The following is a 19743-nucleotide window of genomic DNA, read 5'->3' on the forward strand; positions in this document are numbered from 1 at the left end:
ATGGCCGTCACCGGAAGGCTCGGGCTGCTGGCGCTGTTCGGCGCACTGGTGGTCGGGCTGCTCCTGCCGTCGACGACCGGGATCCTGGCGGTCGGCGCGGTGCTGCTGGTGCTCGTCGTCGCCGACCTGCTGCTGGCGGGCAGCGTGCGGGCGCTGACGTTCGCGCGCTCGGGCGACACTTCGGTCCGGCTCGGCGAGCCGTGCGAGGTGACGCTGGTGGTCGCGAACCCCGGTGGCCGTGCGGTGCGCGGGCAGCTGCGCGACGCGTGGCCGCCGAGCGCCGGGGCGGCCGACCGGCATTCCGTGCGCGTTCCGCCGGGGGAGCGGCGGGCGCTGGTGACGGCGTTGCGGCCGACGCGCCGCGGCGACCGGACGGCGGCGCGGGTGACGGTCCGGTCGGTGGGCCCGCTGGGCCTGGCCGCGCGGCAGGGATCGCACGCGGTGCCGTGGACGGTCCGGGTGCTGCCGCCGTTCCACAGCCGCAAGCACCTGCCGTCCCGGCTGGCGCGGCTGCAGCAGCTGGACGGCCGCAACGCCGTGCTGATCCGGGGCCAGGGCACGGAATTCGACTCGCTGCGCGAGTACGTCATCGGCGACGACGTGCGGTCCATCGACTGGCGGGCGACCGCGCGGGCGGCGGACGTCATGGTCCGGACCTGGCGGCCCGAGCGCGACCGGCAGGTGGTGCTGGTGCTGGACACCGGCCGCGTCTCGGCGGGCCGGGTCGGCGACGCGCCCCGGCTCGACGCGGCGATGGACGCGGCGTTGCTGCTGGCCGCACTGGCCACCCGGGCCGGTGACCGCGTCGACCTGCTGGCGTACGACCGGCGGCTGCGGGCGGCGGTGCAGGGTTCGGCCGGGGCCGCGTTGCTGACGTCCCTGGTGAACGCGATGGCCCCGCTCGAGCCGTCGCTGGTCGAGACGGACGCGCGGGGCATGGTCGCGGAGGTGCTCAAGCGGACCCGCCGTCGCGCCTTGGTCGTGCTGCTGACCGGCCTGGACGCGGCGCCGCTGGAGGAGGGGTTGTTCCCGGTGCTGAGCTCGCTGACCGGGCGGCACGAGCTGGTGGTGGCGTCGGTGGCGGACCCGCGGGTGGCGGAGATGCTGGCGGGCCGCGGCGACGCGGAAGCGGTCTACGACGCGGCCGCGGCCGCGCGCACGACGGCCGAGCGCCTGCGCGTGACCGAGCGGCTGGCGCGGCACGGGGTGAGCGTGGTGGACGCCGTCCCGGAGGAACTGCCCCCGGCACTGGCGGACCGGTACCTGGCGTTGAAAGCCGCCGGACGGCTCTGAGTCACGCGGACTCGGGCAGTGCGTCGCCGGTGTCGCGCGCGTCGAGGTCGCCGACCTCGCCGTCCTTCGCCGCGCGCCGGCCGAGGGTGAAAACGTAGACCAGGAACGCCACCTCGACCGTCACGCCGATGCCGACGCGCAGCCACGTCGGCCAGCCCGACGGCGTCACGAACGCCTCGATGATCCCGGTCACGAGCAGCACGCACGTCAGCCCCAGCGCGATCACCACCACCGACCGGCCCTGCTCGGCCAGCGCCGCGGTGCGGGAGCGGTGGCCCGGATCGATCACCGTCCAGCCGAGCTTGAGGCCGGTGCCCGCCGCGACGAACACCGCCGTCAGCTCCAGGAGGCCGTGCGGCAGCAGCAGGCCGATCATCACGTCGCCGCGGCCGGCCGCGCTCATCGCACCGATGATCACCCCGGCGTTGAGCGAGTTCAGCCAGAGCGCGCCGAGCACCGGCAGGCCCAGCGCGATGCCGAGGAACAGGCAGCTCGCCGTCACCCAGGCGTTGTTCGTCCACACGCGTGCCGCGAACGACGCCGCCGGTCCCGTCGAGTAGTAGCTTTCCGCCTCGCCACCGGGCTTGGTCAGCGCGGTCAGCTCGTCCGGGGTCGCGATCGACGCGCGCACGAGCGGGTCGCGCGCGACCCAGACGGCGATCACCGCCATCACCGCGATCGACACCAGCGCGGCCGGGATCCACCATCGCCGGGACAGGTAGACCGCGGCGGGGAACCGGCGCGTGAAGAACAGGGCGACCTCGCGCCAGGCCGGGTTGTGCGACCCGGAGACCGCCGACCGGCCCCGGGCGACCAGCTCCGACAGCCGCCCCAGCAAGGCCGGGTCCGGTGCGACCGACCGGACCATCGACAGGTGTGTCGCCGCCCGCTGGTAGAGCGTCACCAGCTCGTCGGCTTCGGGCCCGGTCAGCTTGCCGCCGCGCCGGGCCAGCTCGCCGAGCCGGTTCCACTCCGCCGCGTGCGCCGCGACGAACACGTCCACATCCACCCGACCACCCTATCCGTCGTTACCCTGGGCCTGGTGCACGAGGAATCGGAGCTGGTCACCGGCGAAGCGGTCGTCCTGGACCTGCGCGTGGCCAAGCTCGCCAGCCGCGCGCTGGCGATGGCGCTGGACGTGCTCCTGCAGCTCACACTGCTGGTGGGAGCGGTCACGGTGCTCACGTTCACCGTGTCGTTCGACGACGACTCGCTCTTCCTGACACTGATGCTGGTGTTCGTGGTGCTGATCATGGTCGGCTACCCGGTGCTGTCCGAGACGCTCACGCGCGGCCGCTCCCTGGGCAAGATGGCGGTGGGGCTGCGCGTGGTGCGCGTCGACGGCGGCCCGATCCGGTTCCGGCACGCACTGGTGCGCGGCCTCGCCGGGTTCGTCGTGGACTTCTGGGCGCTCGGGCTGTTCGGCGCGGTCGCGGTGATCGTGTCGCTGTGCTCGTCGAACGGCCGCCGCGTCGGCGACTTCCTGGCCGGGACGCTGGTGGTGCGCGAGCGGGTGCCGGAGACCGCGGGCTACGCGGCGATCGCGATGCCGCCGGGCCTCGAAGGCTGGGCGGCGCAGCTCGACCTGACCCGCCTCCCGGACGACCTCGCACTGGCGAGCCGCCAGTTCCTCGCGCGGTTCCGCGAGCTGCGGCCGGAGGCGTCGCACGCGCTCGGCTGGGGGCTCGCGCAGCAGGTCGGGAACGCACTGGGCACGCCGGTGCCGCCCGGGGTGCCGCCGTGGGCGTTCCTGTCGGCGGTGCTGGCGGAGCGGCGCAACCGCGACCACGCCCGGACGTTCCAGGCGTACGCGGCCCGGGCGCAGGGGCAGACGGGCCACCCGGCTCCCTATCCGGCGCAGTCTTATCCAGTGCCTTATCCGGCCCAGTCTCATCCGGCGCCTTATCCAGCGCAGCCTTATCCGGCGCAGTCCCGTTCCGCGCAGCCGGATCCGCCGACGCCGCCGTCCGGTACCCCGGTGCCCGTGGAAAACCCGTTCACCCCGCCGAGCTGACCGGCGCTCCGGGTCAGGAGACGTCGCCCGAGGGCGAGAGCCACGTGTTGCACTGCTGGTTGCGGTTGTTGGTGGCGCCGTGCTGCCACCAGGAAATGCTGTGCTTGGCGCTGCCGTGGTCGCGCTTGCCGTTGCGGGCGTAGTCGTCGCCGCGGTCCTGGGAGTTCCAGGCTTCGTTGTAGATGTTCCGGTCGACCGAGCCGCCGGAGACCGACGCCGAGCCGAGGAACATCCCCGAGAAGCACTGCGCCTCGAGTTCCATCCGCCGCGCCAGCTCGAGACCGGCCGCCGAGTCGGCGCCCGCGTCGTACCGCAGGCTTTCGAACGCCCCGGTGATGCCGGCCAGGTTCTGCACGTGGTGGCCGTACTCGTGGGCGAGGATCGCCAGGTACGGGCCGGGGTGGTTGCCCCACTGATCGAGCTCGATCCGGTCCATCGGCAGGTAGATCGTGCTGTTCGCCGCGCAGTAGAAGGGCGTGACGCCGGTGGTCGTGCCCCCGCTGCCGCACGGGGTCGAGGATTCGGACAGCGACCGCGGCACCGCGAGGTTCGGCGGCCGGAACGGCAGGTCCGCCGCGCCGAGCGTGCGCGACCACATCGCGTCGAGGCAGGCGACGCCGGACTGGAAGAAGCGCGTGACGCTGGTCTGGTCGGTCGCCCAGCGGCTCAGCGAGCACGGGATGTTCTGCAGGCCGTAGTCCGGGCCGGCGAAGAGGGGGTTTTCCCCGGTCGCCGCGACCGAGCGGGGACCGGCGGGGGTGCGCGAGGTGGGTGTCTCCCGCTCGGTGGTGCGCGTGGCCGGTTCGGTCGACGACGTGGTCGTGGTGGTTTCGCCGGTCGTCTGTTCGGTGGTCTCTTCGGTGGTGGTCGGGTAGGTGCTCGAATAGCCGGCGTCGGCGACGTGCCGGTGGTCGTTCCCGGCGAGCGCAACGACGGCGACGAGCCCACCCGCGACGGCAACGATCGCGAAGAGGGCCACGGCGACGATCACGCCGGCGTTCGACTTCCTGGCGGCGTAGGGAGCGAAGCGGGGGCCGAGGGCAGGCGGCCTGGCGTAGCCGGGGGTGAAGACGGGCGGAGCGGCCGCGGCCGGCGGCGGCAGCGGAGCCCGGGCGGCCGGCGGCGCGGGCCGGCCGAACGGGCCGGTCGGTGGACCGTACGGCCCGGGCGCCCGGCCGGGGAAAGCGCCGCCCGGCCAGGGCCCACCGGCGGGCCCCGGCGGCTGGTGCTGCGGGGCCCCACCCGGCCCGGGCGCACCGACGGGCCCGTGCTGCGGCTGGGGCCGCCCCGGTGGCAAGGGCCGCGCGGCCGGCGGCGGCAGCGGCCGCGCTCCCGGGGGTGGCAGCGGCCGCTCTCCCGGCGGTGGCGGGCCCTGCGGACCAGGACCCTGCGGGCCGTGCGTCATCGAGTGGAACCCCCCGTGCGATTTCCCCGTCGGAAGCGGCTTACCTGCGGTGATCGCGCCGTTCCGGGCGTCAGCATAGATCGAGTGCTCTAGGGTGTGGTGCTGTGTCGATGAAATGGGCGACCACGGCCGCGGTCGCCGTGCTGGTCGCCGTCGGGAGTGCCGGCCCGGCCGCCGCGCAGGGGCCCTCCGCGGGCCCCGTCCTGCCGGACCTGCCCGCCGACCAGGGCAAGAAACCGCAGCCGCTCACCGGGCAGGACGTCCAGCCTGCCGAAGGGGCCACCGCCGACGTCGCCCTCAAGGTCCTGCGGGACGGCACGCTGTCGGTCACCGAACACGTCACCGTTCCCGGCGGGCAGCGGCTCGTCTCGCGCGTTCCCCTCAAAGTCGCCGCGAGCGACGACCAGGACCGCGTCTTCGCCGTCCACGACGTCAAAACCGAAGGCGCCACCAGCGAACTGACCGGCGACCAGCTCGTCCTCACCTTTCCCGGCGGCACGTCGGCCGTCACCTACACCGTCGACGGCGCCGTCGCCGACCAGAACGGCCGCCAGCAGGCCCGCTGGCAGGTCGCGAGCGGGTTCGACACCCCGCTGGCCAAGCTCACCGCGTCGCTGCTCGCCCCGTCGCCCCAACTGTCCCCTGTGGACTGTTTCGCCGGCCCGGTCGGTTCGGACCAGCGCTGCACCTTCGCCGAGCTCGACCACACCGGGGTCGTGCGGCTCGAACAGAACGACGTCCGGCCCGGCGACCGCGTCGACCTCCTCGTCGGCCTGCCCGCGAGCACGACCCCGGCGAACGCGAAGTTCGCCGCCATCGGCCTGCTCGCCAACGCCTTCGCGCTGACGCCGCTGACCGGCATCGTCTTCGCCGTCCTGCTCGCCTTCCTCGTCGCGGCCGCGCTCTTCGTGTGGCGGCGCCGCAAGCAGGACGCGGGCGCGCTGCGCACCGCCACCGGCCCGGTCGAGGTCCTCCTGCGCGACGGCGACCGCGTCTTCTTCGCCAGCCCCGACGGCGTGCTGCCCGGTCAGGTCGGCACGGTCGTCGACGAAACCGTCGACGTCGTCGACATCAGCGCCACCGTCGTCGACCTCGCCGTCCGCAACTACCTTTGGCTCGCCGAAGCACCGGGGCCCGACTGGCAGCTCGCCCGCCGCAATCCCCCCGACGAGCACCTCCACGACTTCGAACGCGCCGTCTACGAAACCCTCCTGCCGCCGGGCACCGACAGCGTGCTCGTGTCGCAGCTGCGGGCCCGCGGCGGCCTCGACCTGCGGCGGATCAGTGACGCGATGTACGCCGACGTCGTCAGCAAGCGCTGGTTCTCCCGCCGCCCCGACACCGCCCGCGGCCGGCTGACCTGGCTCGGCGCCGGGATCTTCACGCTCGGCCTGGTCGCCACCGCGGTGCTCACCTTCACCGCCGGGTACGCGCTGCTCGGCGTCGCCGTCGCGCTCGCCGGGCTCGCCGTCGTAGCGGTGGCCGCGCTGCTGCCGTCCCGCACCGCCCGCGGCCGGGCGCTGGCCGGGCAGGTCCGCGGCCTGCTCGACTACCTGCACACCGCGAAGGCCGAGGACATCCCGCCCGCCGACCGCGAGCTGGTGTTTTCCCGCTCGCTGCCGTACGCGGTGGTCCTCGGCGACACCGAACGCTGGCTCGGCGCCTTCGCCAGGCTCAACCCCTCGGCGGACGGCTCGGCCGGGCTGTACTGGTACGGCGGCATGGAGGCCGACCAGGACCTGCGCCGCTTCGGGGCCCGCTTCCCGTCCTTCCTGACCGCGCTCGACGGCGTGCTCATCGCGGCCGGCCGCGCCGCCTCGGCCCGCTGACCGTGCTCGCGGGAGCGCTCCTGACGCTCGTCCTGGCGGCGGCACCCGCGGATCAGCCACCCCTGCCGACCGTGCCGCAGAGCGCCGAGATCCAGCTGAAGGTCCAGCGCGACGGCTCGTTGTCGGTCGCCGAAGCGATTTCGGTCCCCGACGGCGCCGTGATGGACCGCCGGGTCGCGCTGCGGGTCCCGGCACCCCACCACCGCGACCGGGTCTACGGCGTCCGCGACGTCGTCCTGGCAGGCAGCGGGACGGCGAGCGTGGCCGGGGACGCGTTCACCGTCCACCTCACCCCCGGCACCTCGATCATCCGGTACACAGTGGACGGTGCGGTCGCCGGCAACCGGGTCACCTGGGAGCTGGCCGGCGGCTGGAGCGCCGAGCTGAAGTTCCTCCGGGCCTCCTTCGCGGCGCCGCGGATCCCGGCCGCCGTCGACTGCCTCGCCGGACCCCCGGGCTCCGACTCCCCGTGCGGCGCCGCGCAGATCGACCACGCCGGGCTGACCCGGTTCAGCCAGCAGAACCTCGCCGCCGGCCAGCGGATGACGGCGACCGTCGAGCTGCCGGCGGGCACCGTGCCGGCCAACGAAGTGCTCGTCCCGGCCAAGACGATCGCCGGCGCGTTCGTGCTCACCGCCCCGGTCGGCTGGGCGTGGGCGGGCTTCGGCGCGCTGCTGCTGGTGATGGCCGCCCTCGTCCTCCTCGCCCGCCGCCGTCACTTTCACGTGAAAGCGACGCCCCCAGGTGGGCACTTTCACGTGAAAGCTACGGGGGAGTTCTCGTCGCCCGAAGGCGTGTTGCCCGGCCACGCCGGTGTCCTCCTCCACGGCCGTCCCGGAGCCGCCGACCTGGCCGCGACCGTGCTCGACCTCGCCGTCCGCAACTACCTCTGGGTGAGCGCCGAGGACGGCGGCGGGCAGCTGGCCCGCCGCAACCCGCCCGACGAACACCTCACCGCCTTTGAACGGGCGGTCTACGCGGCCGTCGTGCCGGAGGAGGCGGTGACCCTCGCCGAACTGCGGCGGCGGCACGTCACCGTCGCCCCGGCGGCGCTGTACGCCGACGTCGTCCGCCGCGGCTGGCTCGCGCGGCGTCCCCGGCGGCTCGGCCGGGCGGGCGTCCGGACAGTTTTCTACGGTGTGTTCCTCACCGTCCTGCTGGCCCTGACCGCCGGCTACGCCCAGCTCGGCGTCGTGGTCGTGCTCACCGGGGCCGCTGCCGTCGTCGCCTCGGCCGCCCTGCCCGCGCGGCGGCGGGCGGGCGCGGCCGTGGCGCGGCGCCTCCGCGGCGTCGGCGAGACGCTCGCGTCGATCAAGGCCGGGGACCTTCCCGAGCCGCAGCGCGAACTGGTCTTCTCCCGCGGCTTGCCGTACGCGCTCGCTCTCGGCGAACAGGCCCGGTGGGTGGCCGCGTTCGACCGCCTCGAGCACCCGCCGCCGGTCTACTGGCACGCCGGTGATGTCACCCCTGACCAGGCCGGATCCTTCGCGACGGCCCTTTCCGGGACGTTCGCCGCCGCCCGCCGCGGCCGCCTGCTCGACGGCGTGGGTCAGGACACCGGTTCCCACCCGCCAGTCGGGACACAGGCGACCGCCGACCCGTCGTAGGGTGGGGCCATGGCCGATCCCGAGCTCGTCCGATACACCCTCGACAACGGTCTGCGCGTGGTTCTCGCCCCCGACGCGACCGCGCCGGTGGTCGGCGTCAGCGTGCACTACGACGTGGGTTTCCGCTCCGAGCCGGAGGGGCGCACCGGTTTCGCGCACCTCTTCGAGCACCTGATGTTCCAGGGCTCCGAGAGCCTGGAGAAACTCGCGCACTTCCGGCACGTGCAGTCCAGCGGCGGGACCTTCAACGGGTCGACCCACCCGGACTACACCGACTACTTCGAGGTGCTCCCGAGTGCCGCGCTGGAACGCGCGCTGTTCCTCGAAGCCGACCGGATGCGCGCCCCGAAGCTGACGGCGGAGAACCTGGCGAACCAGATCGACGTCGTCAAGGAGGAGATCCGGCTCAACGTGCTGAACCGGCCGTACGGCGGGTTCCCGTGGATCACCCTGCCGCCGGTGCTGTACTCGACGTTCCCCAACGCGCACAACGGCTACGGCGGCTTCGAGGACCTCGAGAGCGCCACGGTCGAAGACTGCGCCGCGTTCTTCGACACCTACTACTCGCCGGCGAACGCCGTGCTCACGGTGGCGGGCGACTTCGAGGTGGACGACGCCAAGAAGCTGATCGAGGACCACTTCGGCGACGTCCCGCACCGGCCGGCGCCGCAGCGGCCGTCCTTCGCCGAGCCGCTGCCGACCGCCGAGCTGCACGGTGAGACCGAAGACCCGCACGCCCCGCTGCCCGCGCTCGGCATCGGCTACCGGATGCCCGACCCGATCAACGACGTCGACGGCTACCTGGCCTACCTCGTGCTGGCCGGCGTCCTCACCGACGGCGACGGCTCCCGCCTGCAGCAGCGGCTGGTGCACCGCGAGCCCCTCGTCGTCGACATCGGGGCCGGCGCCGGGCTCTTCGGGCCGTTCGAGGCCCGCGACCCCGACACGTTCACCATCACGCTGATCCACCCGCACGAGGTGTCCCGCGAGCGCGTGCTCGCGGCGCTGGACGACGAGCTGGAGAAGCTCGCCGAGACGCCGCCGAGCGAGGAGGAGCTGCGCAAGGTCACCGCCCGCTGGGCGGCGAGCCTGCACTCCGAGCACGACAGGCTGGTGTCACGGACGCTGGCCCTCGGCTCGTTCGAACTGCTCTACGGCGACGCGTCGCTGGTGTACCGGCTCGCGGACCGGATGTCCGCCGTCACCTCGGAAGCCGTGTCGGCGGCGGCGAAGGCGCTGCGCCCGGACGCGCGCGCCGTGCTGGTGGTCAAGCCCGCTTCGGAAGGGAACAACGAGCAGTGACTTCAGCAACGCACCGCAGCGCCGAGGAGATCGGCCGCACCGCGCGGGGTCCGCGGCCGCTGCCGCCGCTCGGCGAGCAGCGGGTCGCCGCCGAACTGTCCCATGTGGACACCGAACTGAGCAACGGCCTGCGCGTGGTGGCCGTGCGCAAGGCGACCGTGCCGCTGGTCGAGGCGCGCCTGTGGATCCCGTTCGCGGGCGACGACGCGCTGCACCCGGCGATCGCCGAGGTGCTCGCCGAGACGATCCTGACCGGCACCGCACGCCGCAACCGCATCGAGATCGACGCCGAGCTGGCGCTGATCGGCGGCGACATCGGCGCCGGCGTCGACCCGGAACGCCTGGTGCTCACCGGGTCCGCGCTGGCCGACAAGCTGCCGACGTTCCTCGACGTGCTCGGCGACGTCCTCACCGGAGCGACGTATGCCGGCGAGGAAATCGCCCGCGAGAAGGAACGGCTGGTCGAGCGGATCGCCGTCTCGCGCACGCAGCCGCGCACGATCGCGCGGGAGGCCCTGCAGAAGCACCGGTACGGCGATCACCCGGCCACGCGCGAGGTGCCGCTGGCCGAGGACGTCGCGGTCGTGACGCCCGAACAGGTCCGTGCGCTGCACCAGGCGTCGGTGCTGCCTCGCGGCTCGGTGCTGGTGCTGGTCGGCGACCTCGACCCCACGGGTGTCGTCGGCGACCTGGAGAAGGTGCTCGGCGGCTGGGTGTCGGACCGCTCCGCCGCGCGGCTGCCCCCGCTGCCGGACCTGACCGGGCCGAGTGTGCGGCTGGTGCCGCGGGCCGGCGCGGTGCAGTCGCAGATCCGGCTTTCGGCGCAGACCGTGCCGCGCACCGACCCGGGCTACGCGGCGCTGCAGCTGGCGAACCTGGCCTACGGCGGGTACTTCTCGTCGCGGCTGGTGGAGAACATCCGCGAGAACAAGGGGTACACGTACTCCGCGCACTCCGGGTTCGAGTTCACCGACGGCACCGCCGTGGTCAACGTGGACGCGGACACCGCCACCGACGCGACGGCGCCCGCGCTGCTGGAGACCCGCTACGAGCTGGGCCGCCTCGGTCAGGTCCCGCCGGCAGGCGACGAGCTGGAGTCGGTGCGGCAGTACGCGATCGGTTCGCTGCTGACCTCGACGTCGTCGCAGTCCGGGCTGGCCGGGCAGGTGCTCGCGCTGGCCTCGACCGGGCTCGGCCTGGAGTGGCTGAACGAGCACCCGGCGCGGGTCGCCGAGGTCACCGCGGAGGAGGTGGCCGACGCGGCACTGAAGTACTTCGCGCCCAAGCGGTTCACCGGTGTGGTGGTCGGCGACGCGGCGGTGCTGGAGCGCAAGCTGCTGGCCCTCGGCGACGTCGTCGTCGGCGAGCCGGCCTGATGTCCGTCCCGTTCACCCTCGGTGCGCTGCCGACGCTGTCGCGGTCCACTGTGGACCGTCAGGAAGGCTTGCGCACCAACCCGGCGCGACTGTTGTCGCGCTGGCCCGACGCCCGGGTCGTCCTCCTGGACGACGCCGGGCGCACGCCGGTCGTCGAAGGCGCTTCGACGTTGGCGTTCCGGAAGGCCGTCGACTTCGGCGCGGCGCCGCCCGCGGACGCGGTGTTCCTCGGCGAGTGGCAGGACGTCGACTACTGGTCGTTGCCGGGCGGCCCGTCGGGCGAAGCCGACACGGTGAAGATGGCGGGCAGCTGGGGCTTCGTCGAGGAGGTCCCGCGCGCCGACGGCGAGATCTGGGTCGAGCTGCGCGGCTACGGAGACCTGCTGGACGACACGTCGGCAGGCCTGTTCACGACGGCGCAGGCGTTGCGCTTCTGGCGCCGTCAGGCCAGGTTCTGCACGCGTTGCGGCCACCCGACGGAGCTGATCCAGTTCGGCTGGGCGAGCAAGTGCACGAACGACGGACGTGAGGAATACCCGCGCACGGACCCGGCGGTGATCTGCCTGGTCCACTCGCGGGAAGGCACGAACGGCTCGCACGTGCTGCTGGCGCGCCAGCCGATCTGGCCGGCCGGGCGGTACTCGGTGCTGGCCGGGTTCGTGGAGGCGGGGGAGTCCCTGGAAGCGTGCGTGGTCCGGGAGATCAGCGAAGAGGTCGGGGCTCTGGTGTCCGACGTCCGCTACCTCGGGAGCCAGCCGTGGCCGTTCCCGCGCTCGATCATGCTGGGGTTCACGGCCCGGGCGGACCGGTCGTTGCCGTTGGTCCCCGCGGACGGCGAGATCGAAGAAGCGCTGTGGGTGTCGCGCGCCGAGGTGCGCGCGGCGTTCGAGAACAGCGCGGTGCGGGGAGAGGGTGCCCGCCCGACGCCGATCGCGGACGGCGCGGCGGAGATCATCCTGCCGGGCAACTCGTCCATCGCCCGCGTGATGCTCAAGGCCTGGGCGGACGCGGAGGAGTAGGCCAGTACGGCTGCGCCCGCTTCGCCGCCTCGGCGATGGCTCGTCCGTCGAGGGTGGTGGCGGAGCGGGCGAGCCCGGCCTTCCGCCACTCGACGCTGAACTCGAACGGGCCGGCCGGCAACGGCAACGGCGACAGCCAGAGCCGCCGGTCGGCCTGGTACTGCCGGTCATTGCCGCTCGCTCCGCCGCCGAGGTCGACCAGGGAGCCCTGGCCGGCCCGGAACTGCAGGGCCGCGTCGGCCGGACCGGGGTGCCCGCCCGCGTGGCTGCTGTCGATGCGCTCCCAAGTCGCTTCGTCCAGCAAGCCGCGGCGGACGGCCACGTGCACGATCAAGGTGCAGCCCGCCGGGTAGGCGACGACGTGTTGCAGCGCGACCACCGCGATGTCCGTCCGGGCGACGAACCGCGCGATCGGCACCGGGCAGCCGAGCACGTCGTCGGGCGGCATCACCGCAGGTCACCGCGCTCGGCTACCGTGCGGGTCGGTGTTCCGGTGAAGCCGGGGACTGCGCCATACGCCAGGTTGAGCGTCTCCAGCCGGTAGGTCCAGTCGCTGCCGCATCCGCAGGTCGCGCCGAAGCGCAGGTTGACCTGCCAACGGAGCCACTCACCCGGTTCGAGCCGGACTGGCGGCGGCCGCCACTTCCGCTGCGGCATCCCCCATGGCGACGGGATGACCAGCGCCGACAGCCCGCCGTCCGTCTCCCGGAGCCGGACGCCGTCCAGCTCGTCGAGCGTGCGCCGCTCGAACCGCGGCACGAAACCGGTCGATTCGTCGACGTGCACCTCGTGGACCACCGCGCCGTCCGGCAGCGGGAAGGCCACCGGTACGCGGTTGCGCGTGGCCGCCGCCGGCCCGCCCCGGGACCGCTTGGTCCAAGTGGTCCGCGCCCGCTGCGCCACGACGTCCATGTCACCAGCGTCCTCCGCCGGGCAAGCGGAAATCCCCGGCGGTACTCGTTCGCCCGTGTTTCCGCCACGTGGCCCAAGACGGCCCCAAGCGTTACCCGGCTGTTTCGCCAGCCCGTTGACGGCTGTGCCCCGGCTCACTACAGTCCCCGGAAACCGTCTGTAAAGTATCCTAATTAAGTCGGGAGACGACGAGTGCGAGCCGGCAGTCCGCGGATGCTGCGCGAGATCAACGATCGCGCCGCCATCGAGGTCCTCCTCCGGGAAGGCCCGCTGACCCGCGCCGAACTCGAGCTCGCCATCGGCCTCTCCAAGCCCGCCACCGCGCAGCTGCTCACCCGGCTCGAGCTGGACGAACTCGTCGTCAAGGCCGGCGTCCGGGGTGGCGGCCGCGGGCCGCGGGCCCAGCTGTGGGCGGCCAACGGCGGCCTCGCGTTCGTCGCCGCCGTCGATCTCACCCCGCACGTGGCCGACTTCGTCGTTGCCGATGTCGCCGGGGTCGTCCTCGCCGAGTACCGGACCCCGCTGCCCGTCCACGCGGGCGCCGACGTCGTCGGGACCTTCGGTGAGGCCCTCCAGAAAGTCGCCGAAGCAGCCGGGATCCAGCGGGAAGACCTGGCCCACGTCGTGATCGGCGCGCAGGGGGCGTTCGATCCGCGGACCGGCCTGCTCTCCTCCGCCCCGCACATCCCCGGCTGGCTCGGTTTCGACGTGCCGCAGAAGCTCAGTGACGAACTCGGCGTCGACGTCCTCATCGAAAACGACGTCAACCTGGTCGCGGTCGAGGAGATGACCGCCGGGTTGGCCCAGGACGTCGACGACTTCGTCATGGTGTGGCTGTCCGAAGGCGTCGGCGGCGCGGTCGTCATCGGGCGGCGGCTGCTGCGCGGGGCCACCGGCGGGGGCGGCGAGATCGACTGGATGCGCGTGCCCGATCCGGCCACTGTGGACACCGGGGACGTCTGGCCCGAGGCGGGCGCCCGGTTCGGCAACCTGGTCGACTCACCCGCCATCTGCCGCCTCGCCGCCGCCCACGGCATCGAGGCCGGGACCGGTTGGGACGCCGTCGCCAAGGCCGGCAAGGACCACCCCTTCCGCCACGACCTCGCGCGGCGGGTCGCCGGCGGGGTCGCCAACCTCGTCGCGGTCGCCGACCCGCAGCTCGTGCTCCTCTGCGGCGACACCAGCCGCGCCGGCGGCGAGGACTTCGCCGCACTGGTGCAGGAAAAGCTGCACGAACTCGTCCTGCCGCGCACGCCCGTCGGCTGCGCTTCGGTGCAGGGCAACGCCGTCCGCGCCGGCGCACTGCAGTCCGCGCTGGCCACCACCCGTGAGGACGTCTTCGGCGTCGTCACCCCCACGCTCCTCGGGTCGCGCAGGCCCGAGGGCGGAAGCACCCGTCCCCGACCGAGCAGCCCCAACCGATGAGGAGGAGGGCCATGCCCCCTACCACCCGGACCCGTCGCGGCGCACTGCTGGCAGCCGCTGCCGCGGCGTCCGTCCTGCTGACCAGCGCCTGTTCCGGCGCCGCCGCCCCGAGCGGCGGTGACGCGGCGGCCGCGCCCGGCAAGGACGACAAGCTCACGATCACCGTGTACTCCAAGTTCACCGACCGCGAGTACGGCGTGGTCACCGCGGGCCTGAACAAGCTCAAGGCCAAGTTCCCGAACATCGAGATCAAGCACGAGGGCAACCAGGACGACGACAAGCTCACGCAGTCGATCCGCGGTGGCAACCCACCCGACGTCGCCATCTCGTTCTACACCGACAACCTCGGCGCGTGGTGCTCCACCGGCAGCTTCCAGGACCTCAAGCCCTACATCGACCGCGACAAGATCGACCTGAACCAGATCCCCGAGGCAGTCCGCAACTACACCGAGTACCAGGGCAAGCGGTGCGCGATGCCGATGCTCGCCGACGTCTACGGGCTCTACTACAACAAGGACATGTTCGCGGCGAAGGGCGTCACCTCGCCGCCGAAGACCACTTCGGAACTGTTCGAGGCGGCCAAGAAGCTGACCCAGTTCAACCCGGACGGCTCGATCAAGGTCGCCGGGTTCCTGCCCTCGATGCCGTTCTACGGCAACCAGGCCCAGTACTGGGCGCCGAACTTCGGCGCGCCGTTCCTCGGCCCGGACGGCAAGTCGGACCTCGCCACCAACCCCGGCTGGAAGGCGATGTTCGAGTTCCAGAAGCAGCTCATCGACTTCTACGGCGGTCACGACAAGGTCGAGCAGTTCAAGGCAGGCCTCGGTGACGAGTACTCCGCCGACAACGGCTTCCAAAAGGGCAAGCTGGCGATGATCTACGACGGCGAGTTCCGCACCGCGTTCCTCAAGGACCAGGCGCCGGACGTCAACTACGCCACCGCGCCCGCGCCGGTGCTCGACACGATGGCCGACCACTACGGCGGCGGCTTCACCACCGGCACGATCATCGCGATCCCCAAGGGCGCCAAGAACCCCGGTGCCGCGTGGGAGCTGATCAAGCAGGTCACCCTGGACACCGACACGCTGGTGGACATGGCCAACGGCCTGAAGAACGTGCCCAGCACGAAGGCGTCGCTCACCTCGCCGAAGCTGGACCTGCAGCCGCAGTTCAAGACGTTCCTCGACATCTACGACAGCGGCAAGCTGGTGGCCAACCAGACCACCCCGATCGGCGACGCGCACCTCAAGGCGGTCAACGACTTCGCCGAGAAGTGGCAGGCCGGCTCGGTGCCGGATCTGACCGAAGGCTTGAAGAAGGTGGACGCGCAGATCGACGACGAACTGAAGCAGAAGGGCGCGGGCGGATGACCACGCTCGTCGCCAAGACCGACGGATCCCCGTCCGCACCTGCGAAGGTGCGGGCGGGGGCCCGCCGGGCCAAGCGCCGCCGGACCGTCGTCTTCTTCATGGCCCCGGCGTTCCTCGGGTTCCTGATCTTCTTCGGCTACCCGCTGATCGCCACGGTCTACTACTCCTTCACCCGGTACGACCTGATCAACCCGCCGCAGTTCATCGGGTTCGACAACTACGTCCGGATGTTCACCAGTGAGCCGCTGGTCGGCACGGCCGCGTACAACACGCTGTGGCTGGTGGTCGTCCTGACGGTCTGCCGCGTGGTGTTCTCCCTCGGGATCGCGTCGGTGATCTCGCGGCTGAAGTCGGGGGTCGGCCTGGTCCGGACGCTCTGCTACCTGCCGACGCTCGCCCCGCCCGCGGCGGCCACGCTGGCGTTCGTCTTCGTGTTCAACCCGGAGTTCGGCCCGGTCAACCGGTTCCTGCGGCTCGTCGGCATCGACGGCGGCCTCTGGTTCAACAGCCCGGCGATGTCGAAACCCGCGTTGACACTGCTGGCGCTGTGGGGCTCCGGCGAGCTGATGATCATCATCCTGGCCGCGCTGCTGGACGTCCCCACCGAGCAGTACGAAGCCGCCGAGCTCGACGGCGCCGGCCCGGTCCGCCGGTTCTGGCACGTCACGCTGCCGTCGATCTCGCCGGTGCTGCTGTTCGGCGTGGTCAACTCGATCATCTACGCCCTGCAGTTCTTCACCCAGGCGATCGTCGCGGCATCCGCGAGTGCGGGCACAGCCGACGTCGCCGGCAACTCGAAGCTCATCGGGGCGCCGCAGAACTCGACGCTGACGTACCCGATCTGGCTGTACGTCCAGGGTTTCCGCTACTTCAACATGGGCTACGCGGCGGCGATGGCGGTGCTGCTGTTCATCGTCTCGTCGGCGTTCACGTGGATCTTGGTCAGGCAGCTCAGGAAGTCCCAGCACCAGGAGGAGGGCGCATGACCGCCGTGGCCGAAGCGCCGCAGCGCGAAGCGGGCGTACCGCCGAAGGTGCGGTTCAAGCGGAATTGGGACAAGCGGCTGTCGTTCATCGCGCTGCATTCGGCCGGGATCGCGCTCGGCGTCATCTTCATGCTGCCGCTGCTGTTCGTGTTCCTCACCGCGGTGATGGCGAGCGACCAGGCGATGACGGCGAGCCTGTGGCCGACCGAGTGGCACTTCGAGAACTTCATCACGGTGTTCCAGAAGGCGCCGCTGCTGGAGTACTTCGGCAACAGCCTGCTGTATTCGGCACTGGCGACGGTGGGTGCGCTCCTGTCCGGCATCCCGGCGGCCTACGCGCTGGCGAAACTGCGGTGGCGCGGGCAGAACCTGTTCTTCATGCTCACCGTGGCGGCGATGCTGCTGCCGCCGCAGGTCACCGTCGTGCCGCTGTACGACCTCTGGGTGCGGCTGGGGCTCACCGGCACGCTGGTGCCGCTGATCGTGCCGTACTTCTTCTTCGACGCGTTCTCGATCTTCCTGCTCCGGCAGTTCTTCCTCACCATTCCGAAGGACTACCTCGAAGCGGCGAAGATCGACGGCTGCACCGAGTTCCAGGCGATGTACCGCGTGCTCATCCCGATGGCCAAACCCGGGATCGCGGCCACCGCCATGTTCTGCTTCCTGTTCACCTGGAACGACTACTTCGGGCCACTGCTCTACACCGGCGAGAACCAGGACCACTGGCCGCTGTCGCTGGCGATCGCGTCCTTCCGCGGCATGCACCACGTCGAGTGGAACATGACGATGGCGGCGACCGCGCTGATCATGGCGCCGGTGATCGTGCTGTTCGTGTTCGCGCAGAAGTCGTTCGTCAAGGGCATCACGTTCACGGGGGTCAAGGGATGAAGCTGGCAGTCGTCGGTGGCGGGTCCACCTACACGCCGGAGCTGGTCGACGGGATCGCCGGCCGCCGGTCCACTTTGGACGTCGACGAGATCGTGCTGGTCGACCCGGACGCCTACCGCGTCGAAGCCGTCGGCGGGTTCAGCCAGCGGATCCTCGACCACGCCGGGCACCCCGCGCGGGTCCGGACGACGCAGTCGCTGGTAGAGGGCGTCGACGGCGCTTCCGCGGTGCTGATCCAGCTGCGCGTCGGCGGGCAGCGGGCGCGGCGGTCCGACGAGACGTTCCCGCACGCCTGCGGCTGTGTCGGCCAGGAGACGACCGGCGCGGGCGGGCTCGCGAAGGCGCTGCGCACGGTGCCGGTGGTCCTGGACATCGCCGACCGCGTCCGCAAGATCGCCGGCGACGACACGTGGATCGTCAACTTCACCAACCCGGTCGGCATCGTCACCCGCGCCCTGCTCGACGAGGGGCACCGCGCGGTCGGGCTGTGCAACGTCGCCATCAACCTGCAGCGGCAGTTCGGGAAGCTCCTGGGCGTCGGCGCGGACGACGTCAAGCTCGTCCACACCGGGCTCAACCACCTGAGCTGGGAGCGCGGCGCGCTCGTCGACGGCGTCGACCGGCTGCCCGAGCTGCTGGCGGAGCACCTCGAGTACCTCTCGAACGAGGTCAGCGTGCCGGAGAAGTGGCTGCGGCGGATGAACGTCGTGCCGTCGTACTACCTGAAGTACTTCTACGCGCACGACGAGCAGGTCACCAAGCAGCGCACCGAACGCCCGCGCGCGGACGTGGTCAGCGACGTCGAGGAAGAGCTGCTGAAGATCTACCTCGACCCGGAGCGGAACACCAAGCCGGAGTCGCTGGAGAAGCGCGGCGGGGCGTACTACTCCGAGGCCGCCGTGCAGCTGGTGCACGCGCTGACCGCGGGCGGGCCGGCCGAGGAGCACGTGGTGAACGTCCGCAACGACGGGACGTTCCCGTTCCTGCCGGACGACGCCGTCATCGAGGCACGATCCACTGTGGACTGCGGGGGTGCGGCGCCGATCCCGCAGCCGCCGGTGGAGCCGCAGTACTCGGGGCTCATCGCGGCCACGACCGCGTACGAGTTCCTCGCGCTGGAAGCGGCGGTGAAGGGCGGCCGCGACCGCGTGGCCGATGCCCTGCTCGCGCACCCCCTGGTGGGTCAGTACGCGCAGGCCGACACCCTCGCCGATTCGCTGGTGCAGATCAACCGCGAGTACCTGCCCTGGGCGCGCGGATGACAGTGTCCAATTGCGCCTCCGCGGGAAAGAGTGCGTCGGCGCCTGCTGTCATCGCCATCGACGGGGGCAACAGCAAGACCGAGGTCCTCGTGATCTCGGAAGACGGCGTGGTGCTGGGGTCCTCGCGCGGCCCCGGCGCCTCGCCGCAGAACATCGGCGTCGCGGGGTGTGTCGCGGCGCTGGAAGACCTGGTGCTGGCGGCTTTTCCCGATTTCGGGCAGAAGCCGTCCGCGGTGCACACCTCGGCTTACCTGGCCGGCCTCGATTTCCCGCGCGAGGAAGCGGTGCTGCACGCCGCGCTCGCGGCCCGCGGCTGGAGCGACACGCTGACCGTCGGCAACGACACCCTCGCGCTGCTTCGGGCGGGCAGCGCGGGGGTGGGGGTCGCGGTGGTGTGCGGCGCCGGGATCAACGGCGCCGGCGTCGGCCCGGACGGGCGGGTGCACCGCTTTCCGGCACTGGGCAAGATCTCCGGCGACTGGGGTGGTGGCTACCGGCTCGGTGAAGAGGCACTGTGGTGGGCGGTGCGCGCCGAAGACGGCCGCGGACCCCGCACGGCGCTGCAGGCGGCGGTGGCCGGGTACTTCGGCAAGCCGACACTGCTGGACGTCGTGCAGGGCCTGCACTTCGACGAGATCGACGCGGCATCGATCCACGGTCTGTGCCCGCTGCTGTTCGCGGTGGCCGCGGCGGGCGACGAGGTCGCCGGGGACGTCGTGACGCGGTTCGTCGAGGAGGTCAGCGTGTTCGCGGCGGTGATCCTCCGCGAGCTGGACCTGACCGAGGACGCCCCGGAGATCGTCCTCGGCGGCGGCGTGCTGACCGGGGTCGGCGCGCCGGTGATCGCCGAGATCGAACGCCGGTGCCTCAAGGTCGCGCCGCGCGCGGTGGTCCGCGTCGTCGACGTGAACCCCGTGGTGGGGGCGGCGCTGTCCGGACTGGACGCGCTGGGGGCGCCCGAGGCCGCGAAGGCGGCGCTCAAGGCGGCGACCCAGCGCGTCTGAAGACCCTGGCGGTGCCTGTCCCGAAGCGGCGCGAGACAGGCCCCGCCAGGCC

At 72.2% G+C, this 19743-nt stretch carries 17 protein-coding genes; 13 read left to right on the forward strand and 4 right to left on the reverse strand.

What is annotated here, in order from left to right:
• Window positions 1-1293: a DUF58 domain-containing protein gene (locus tag AB0F15_RS17590; RefSeq protein ID WP_360271059.1), complete on the forward strand. Its 1293-nt coding sequence runs from the start codon at window positions 1-3 to the stop codon at window positions 1291-1293.
• 1 nt (window position 1294) lies between these two features.
• On the opposite strand, the gene AB0F15_RS17595 is transcribed toward AB0F15_RS17590, so the two are convergent.
• Window positions 1295-2302 (reverse strand): stage II sporulation protein M, encoded by a 1008-nt coding sequence (locus AB0F15_RS17595; protein ID WP_360271061.1) that lies wholly within the window; start codon window positions 2300-2302, stop codon window positions 1295-1297.
• 33 nt (window positions 2303-2335) lie between these two features.
• Between AB0F15_RS17595 and AB0F15_RS17600 the strand changes: the two genes are divergently transcribed.
• Complete coding sequence (locus AB0F15_RS17600) at window positions 2336-3307, forward strand: RDD family protein (RefSeq protein WP_360271063.1); 972 nt, start codon at window positions 2336-2338, stop codon at window positions 3305-3307.
• A 13-nt stretch (window positions 3308-3320) separates the two neighbouring features.
• Here the strand turns inward: AB0F15_RS17600 and AB0F15_RS17605 are convergent, their stop codons facing one another.
• Window positions 3321-4298 (reverse strand): neutral zinc metallopeptidase, encoded by a 978-nt coding sequence (locus AB0F15_RS17605; protein ID WP_360271065.1) that lies wholly within the window; start codon window positions 4296-4298, stop codon window positions 3321-3323.
• 524 nt (window positions 4299-4822) lie between these two features.
• Between AB0F15_RS17605 and AB0F15_RS17610 the strand changes: the two genes are divergently transcribed.
• Genes AB0F15_RS17610 through nudC form a run of 5 tightly spaced genes read left to right on the forward strand, consistent with a single transcriptional unit; the run spans window position 4823 to window position 11845 of the window.
• Window positions 4823-6541, forward strand: a complete 1719-nt coding sequence (locus AB0F15_RS17610; protein WP_360271133.1) for a DUF2207 domain-containing protein — start codon at window positions 4823-4825, stop codon at window positions 6539-6541.
• Between the two features lie 2 nt (window positions 6542-6543).
• The gene (locus AB0F15_RS17615; RefSeq protein ID WP_360271067.1) at window positions 6544-8148 is read left to right on the forward strand and encodes a DUF2207 domain-containing protein; all 1605 of its coding nucleotides are present in this window, start codon (window positions 6544-6546) and stop codon (window positions 8146-8148) included.
• A gap of 9 nt (window positions 8149-8157) precedes the next feature.
• Window positions 8158-9450: a pitrilysin family protein gene (locus AB0F15_RS17620; RefSeq protein WP_360271069.1), complete on the forward strand. Its 1293-nt coding sequence runs from the start codon at window positions 8158-8160 to the stop codon at window positions 9448-9450.
• Entirely contained in the window at window positions 9447-10826 is a 1380-nt protein-coding gene (locus AB0F15_RS17625; RefSeq protein ID WP_360271071.1) for a pitrilysin family protein, read from the forward strand. The genes AB0F15_RS17620 and AB0F15_RS17625 overlap by 4 nt, the downstream gene beginning before the upstream one ends.
• Window positions 10826-11845 (forward strand): NAD(+) diphosphatase, encoded by a 1020-nt coding sequence (gene nudC, locus AB0F15_RS17630; RefSeq protein WP_360271072.1) that lies wholly within the window; start codon window positions 10826-10828, stop codon window positions 11843-11845. Before AB0F15_RS17625 ends, nudC begins: the two co-directional genes overlap by 1 nt.
• On the opposite strand, the gene AB0F15_RS17635 is transcribed toward nudC, so the two are convergent.
• Together AB0F15_RS17635 and AB0F15_RS17640 are read right to left on the reverse strand one after the other, a co-directional pair.
• The gene (locus tag AB0F15_RS17635; protein WP_360271074.1) at window positions 11817-12293 is read right to left on the reverse strand and encodes a hypothetical protein; all 477 of its coding nucleotides are present in this window, start codon (window positions 12291-12293) and stop codon (window positions 11817-11819) included. The genes nudC and AB0F15_RS17635 overlap by 29 nt on opposite strands.
• Complete coding sequence (locus tag AB0F15_RS17640) at window positions 12293-12757, reverse strand: hypothetical protein (protein WP_360271076.1); 465 nt, start codon at window positions 12755-12757, stop codon at window positions 12293-12295. Before AB0F15_RS17640 ends, AB0F15_RS17635 begins: the two co-directional genes overlap by 1 nt.
• Before the next feature lie 213 nt (window positions 12758-12970).
• Between AB0F15_RS17640 and AB0F15_RS17645 the strand changes: the two genes are divergently transcribed.
• Genes AB0F15_RS17645 through AB0F15_RS17670 form a run of 6 tightly spaced genes read left to right on the forward strand, consistent with a single transcriptional unit; the run spans window position 12971 to window position 19691 of the window.
• Window positions 12971-14182, forward strand: coding sequence for an ROK family transcriptional regulator (locus tag AB0F15_RS17645; protein ID WP_360271135.1), 1212 nt, complete (start codon window positions 12971-12973; stop codon window positions 14180-14182).
• A gap of 11 nt (window positions 14183-14193) precedes the next feature.
• The gene (locus tag AB0F15_RS17650) at window positions 14194-15552 is read left to right on the forward strand and encodes an extracellular solute-binding protein (protein ID WP_360271078.1); all 1359 of its coding nucleotides are present in this window, start codon (window positions 14194-14196) and stop codon (window positions 15550-15552) included.
• The gene (locus AB0F15_RS17655) at window positions 15549-16538 is read left to right on the forward strand and encodes a sugar ABC transporter permease (RefSeq protein ID WP_360271080.1); all 990 of its coding nucleotides are present in this window, start codon (window positions 15549-15551) and stop codon (window positions 16536-16538) included. The genes AB0F15_RS17650 and AB0F15_RS17655 overlap by 4 nt, the downstream gene beginning before the upstream one ends.
• Window positions 16535-17425, forward strand: coding sequence for a carbohydrate ABC transporter permease (locus AB0F15_RS17660; protein WP_360271081.1), 891 nt, complete (start codon window positions 16535-16537; stop codon window positions 17423-17425). Before AB0F15_RS17655 ends, AB0F15_RS17660 begins: the two co-directional genes overlap by 4 nt.
• Window positions 17422-18687: a 6-phospho-beta-glucosidase gene (locus AB0F15_RS17665; RefSeq protein WP_360271082.1), complete on the forward strand. Its 1266-nt coding sequence runs from the start codon at window positions 17422-17424 to the stop codon at window positions 18685-18687. The genes AB0F15_RS17660 and AB0F15_RS17665 overlap by 4 nt, the downstream gene beginning before the upstream one ends.
• The gene (locus AB0F15_RS17670; RefSeq protein ID WP_360271084.1) at window positions 18684-19691 is read left to right on the forward strand and encodes a BadF/BadG/BcrA/BcrD ATPase family protein; all 1008 of its coding nucleotides are present in this window, start codon (window positions 18684-18686) and stop codon (window positions 19689-19691) included. Before AB0F15_RS17665 ends, AB0F15_RS17670 begins: the two co-directional genes overlap by 4 nt.
• The last annotated feature ends 52 nt before the right edge of the window (window positions 19692-19743 follow it).

The organism is Amycolatopsis sp. NPDC026612 (assembly GCF_040638285.1).
In the GTDB taxonomy this organism is placed as follows: Bacteria; Actinomycetota; Actinomycetes; order Mycobacteriales; family Pseudonocardiaceae; genus Amycolatopsis.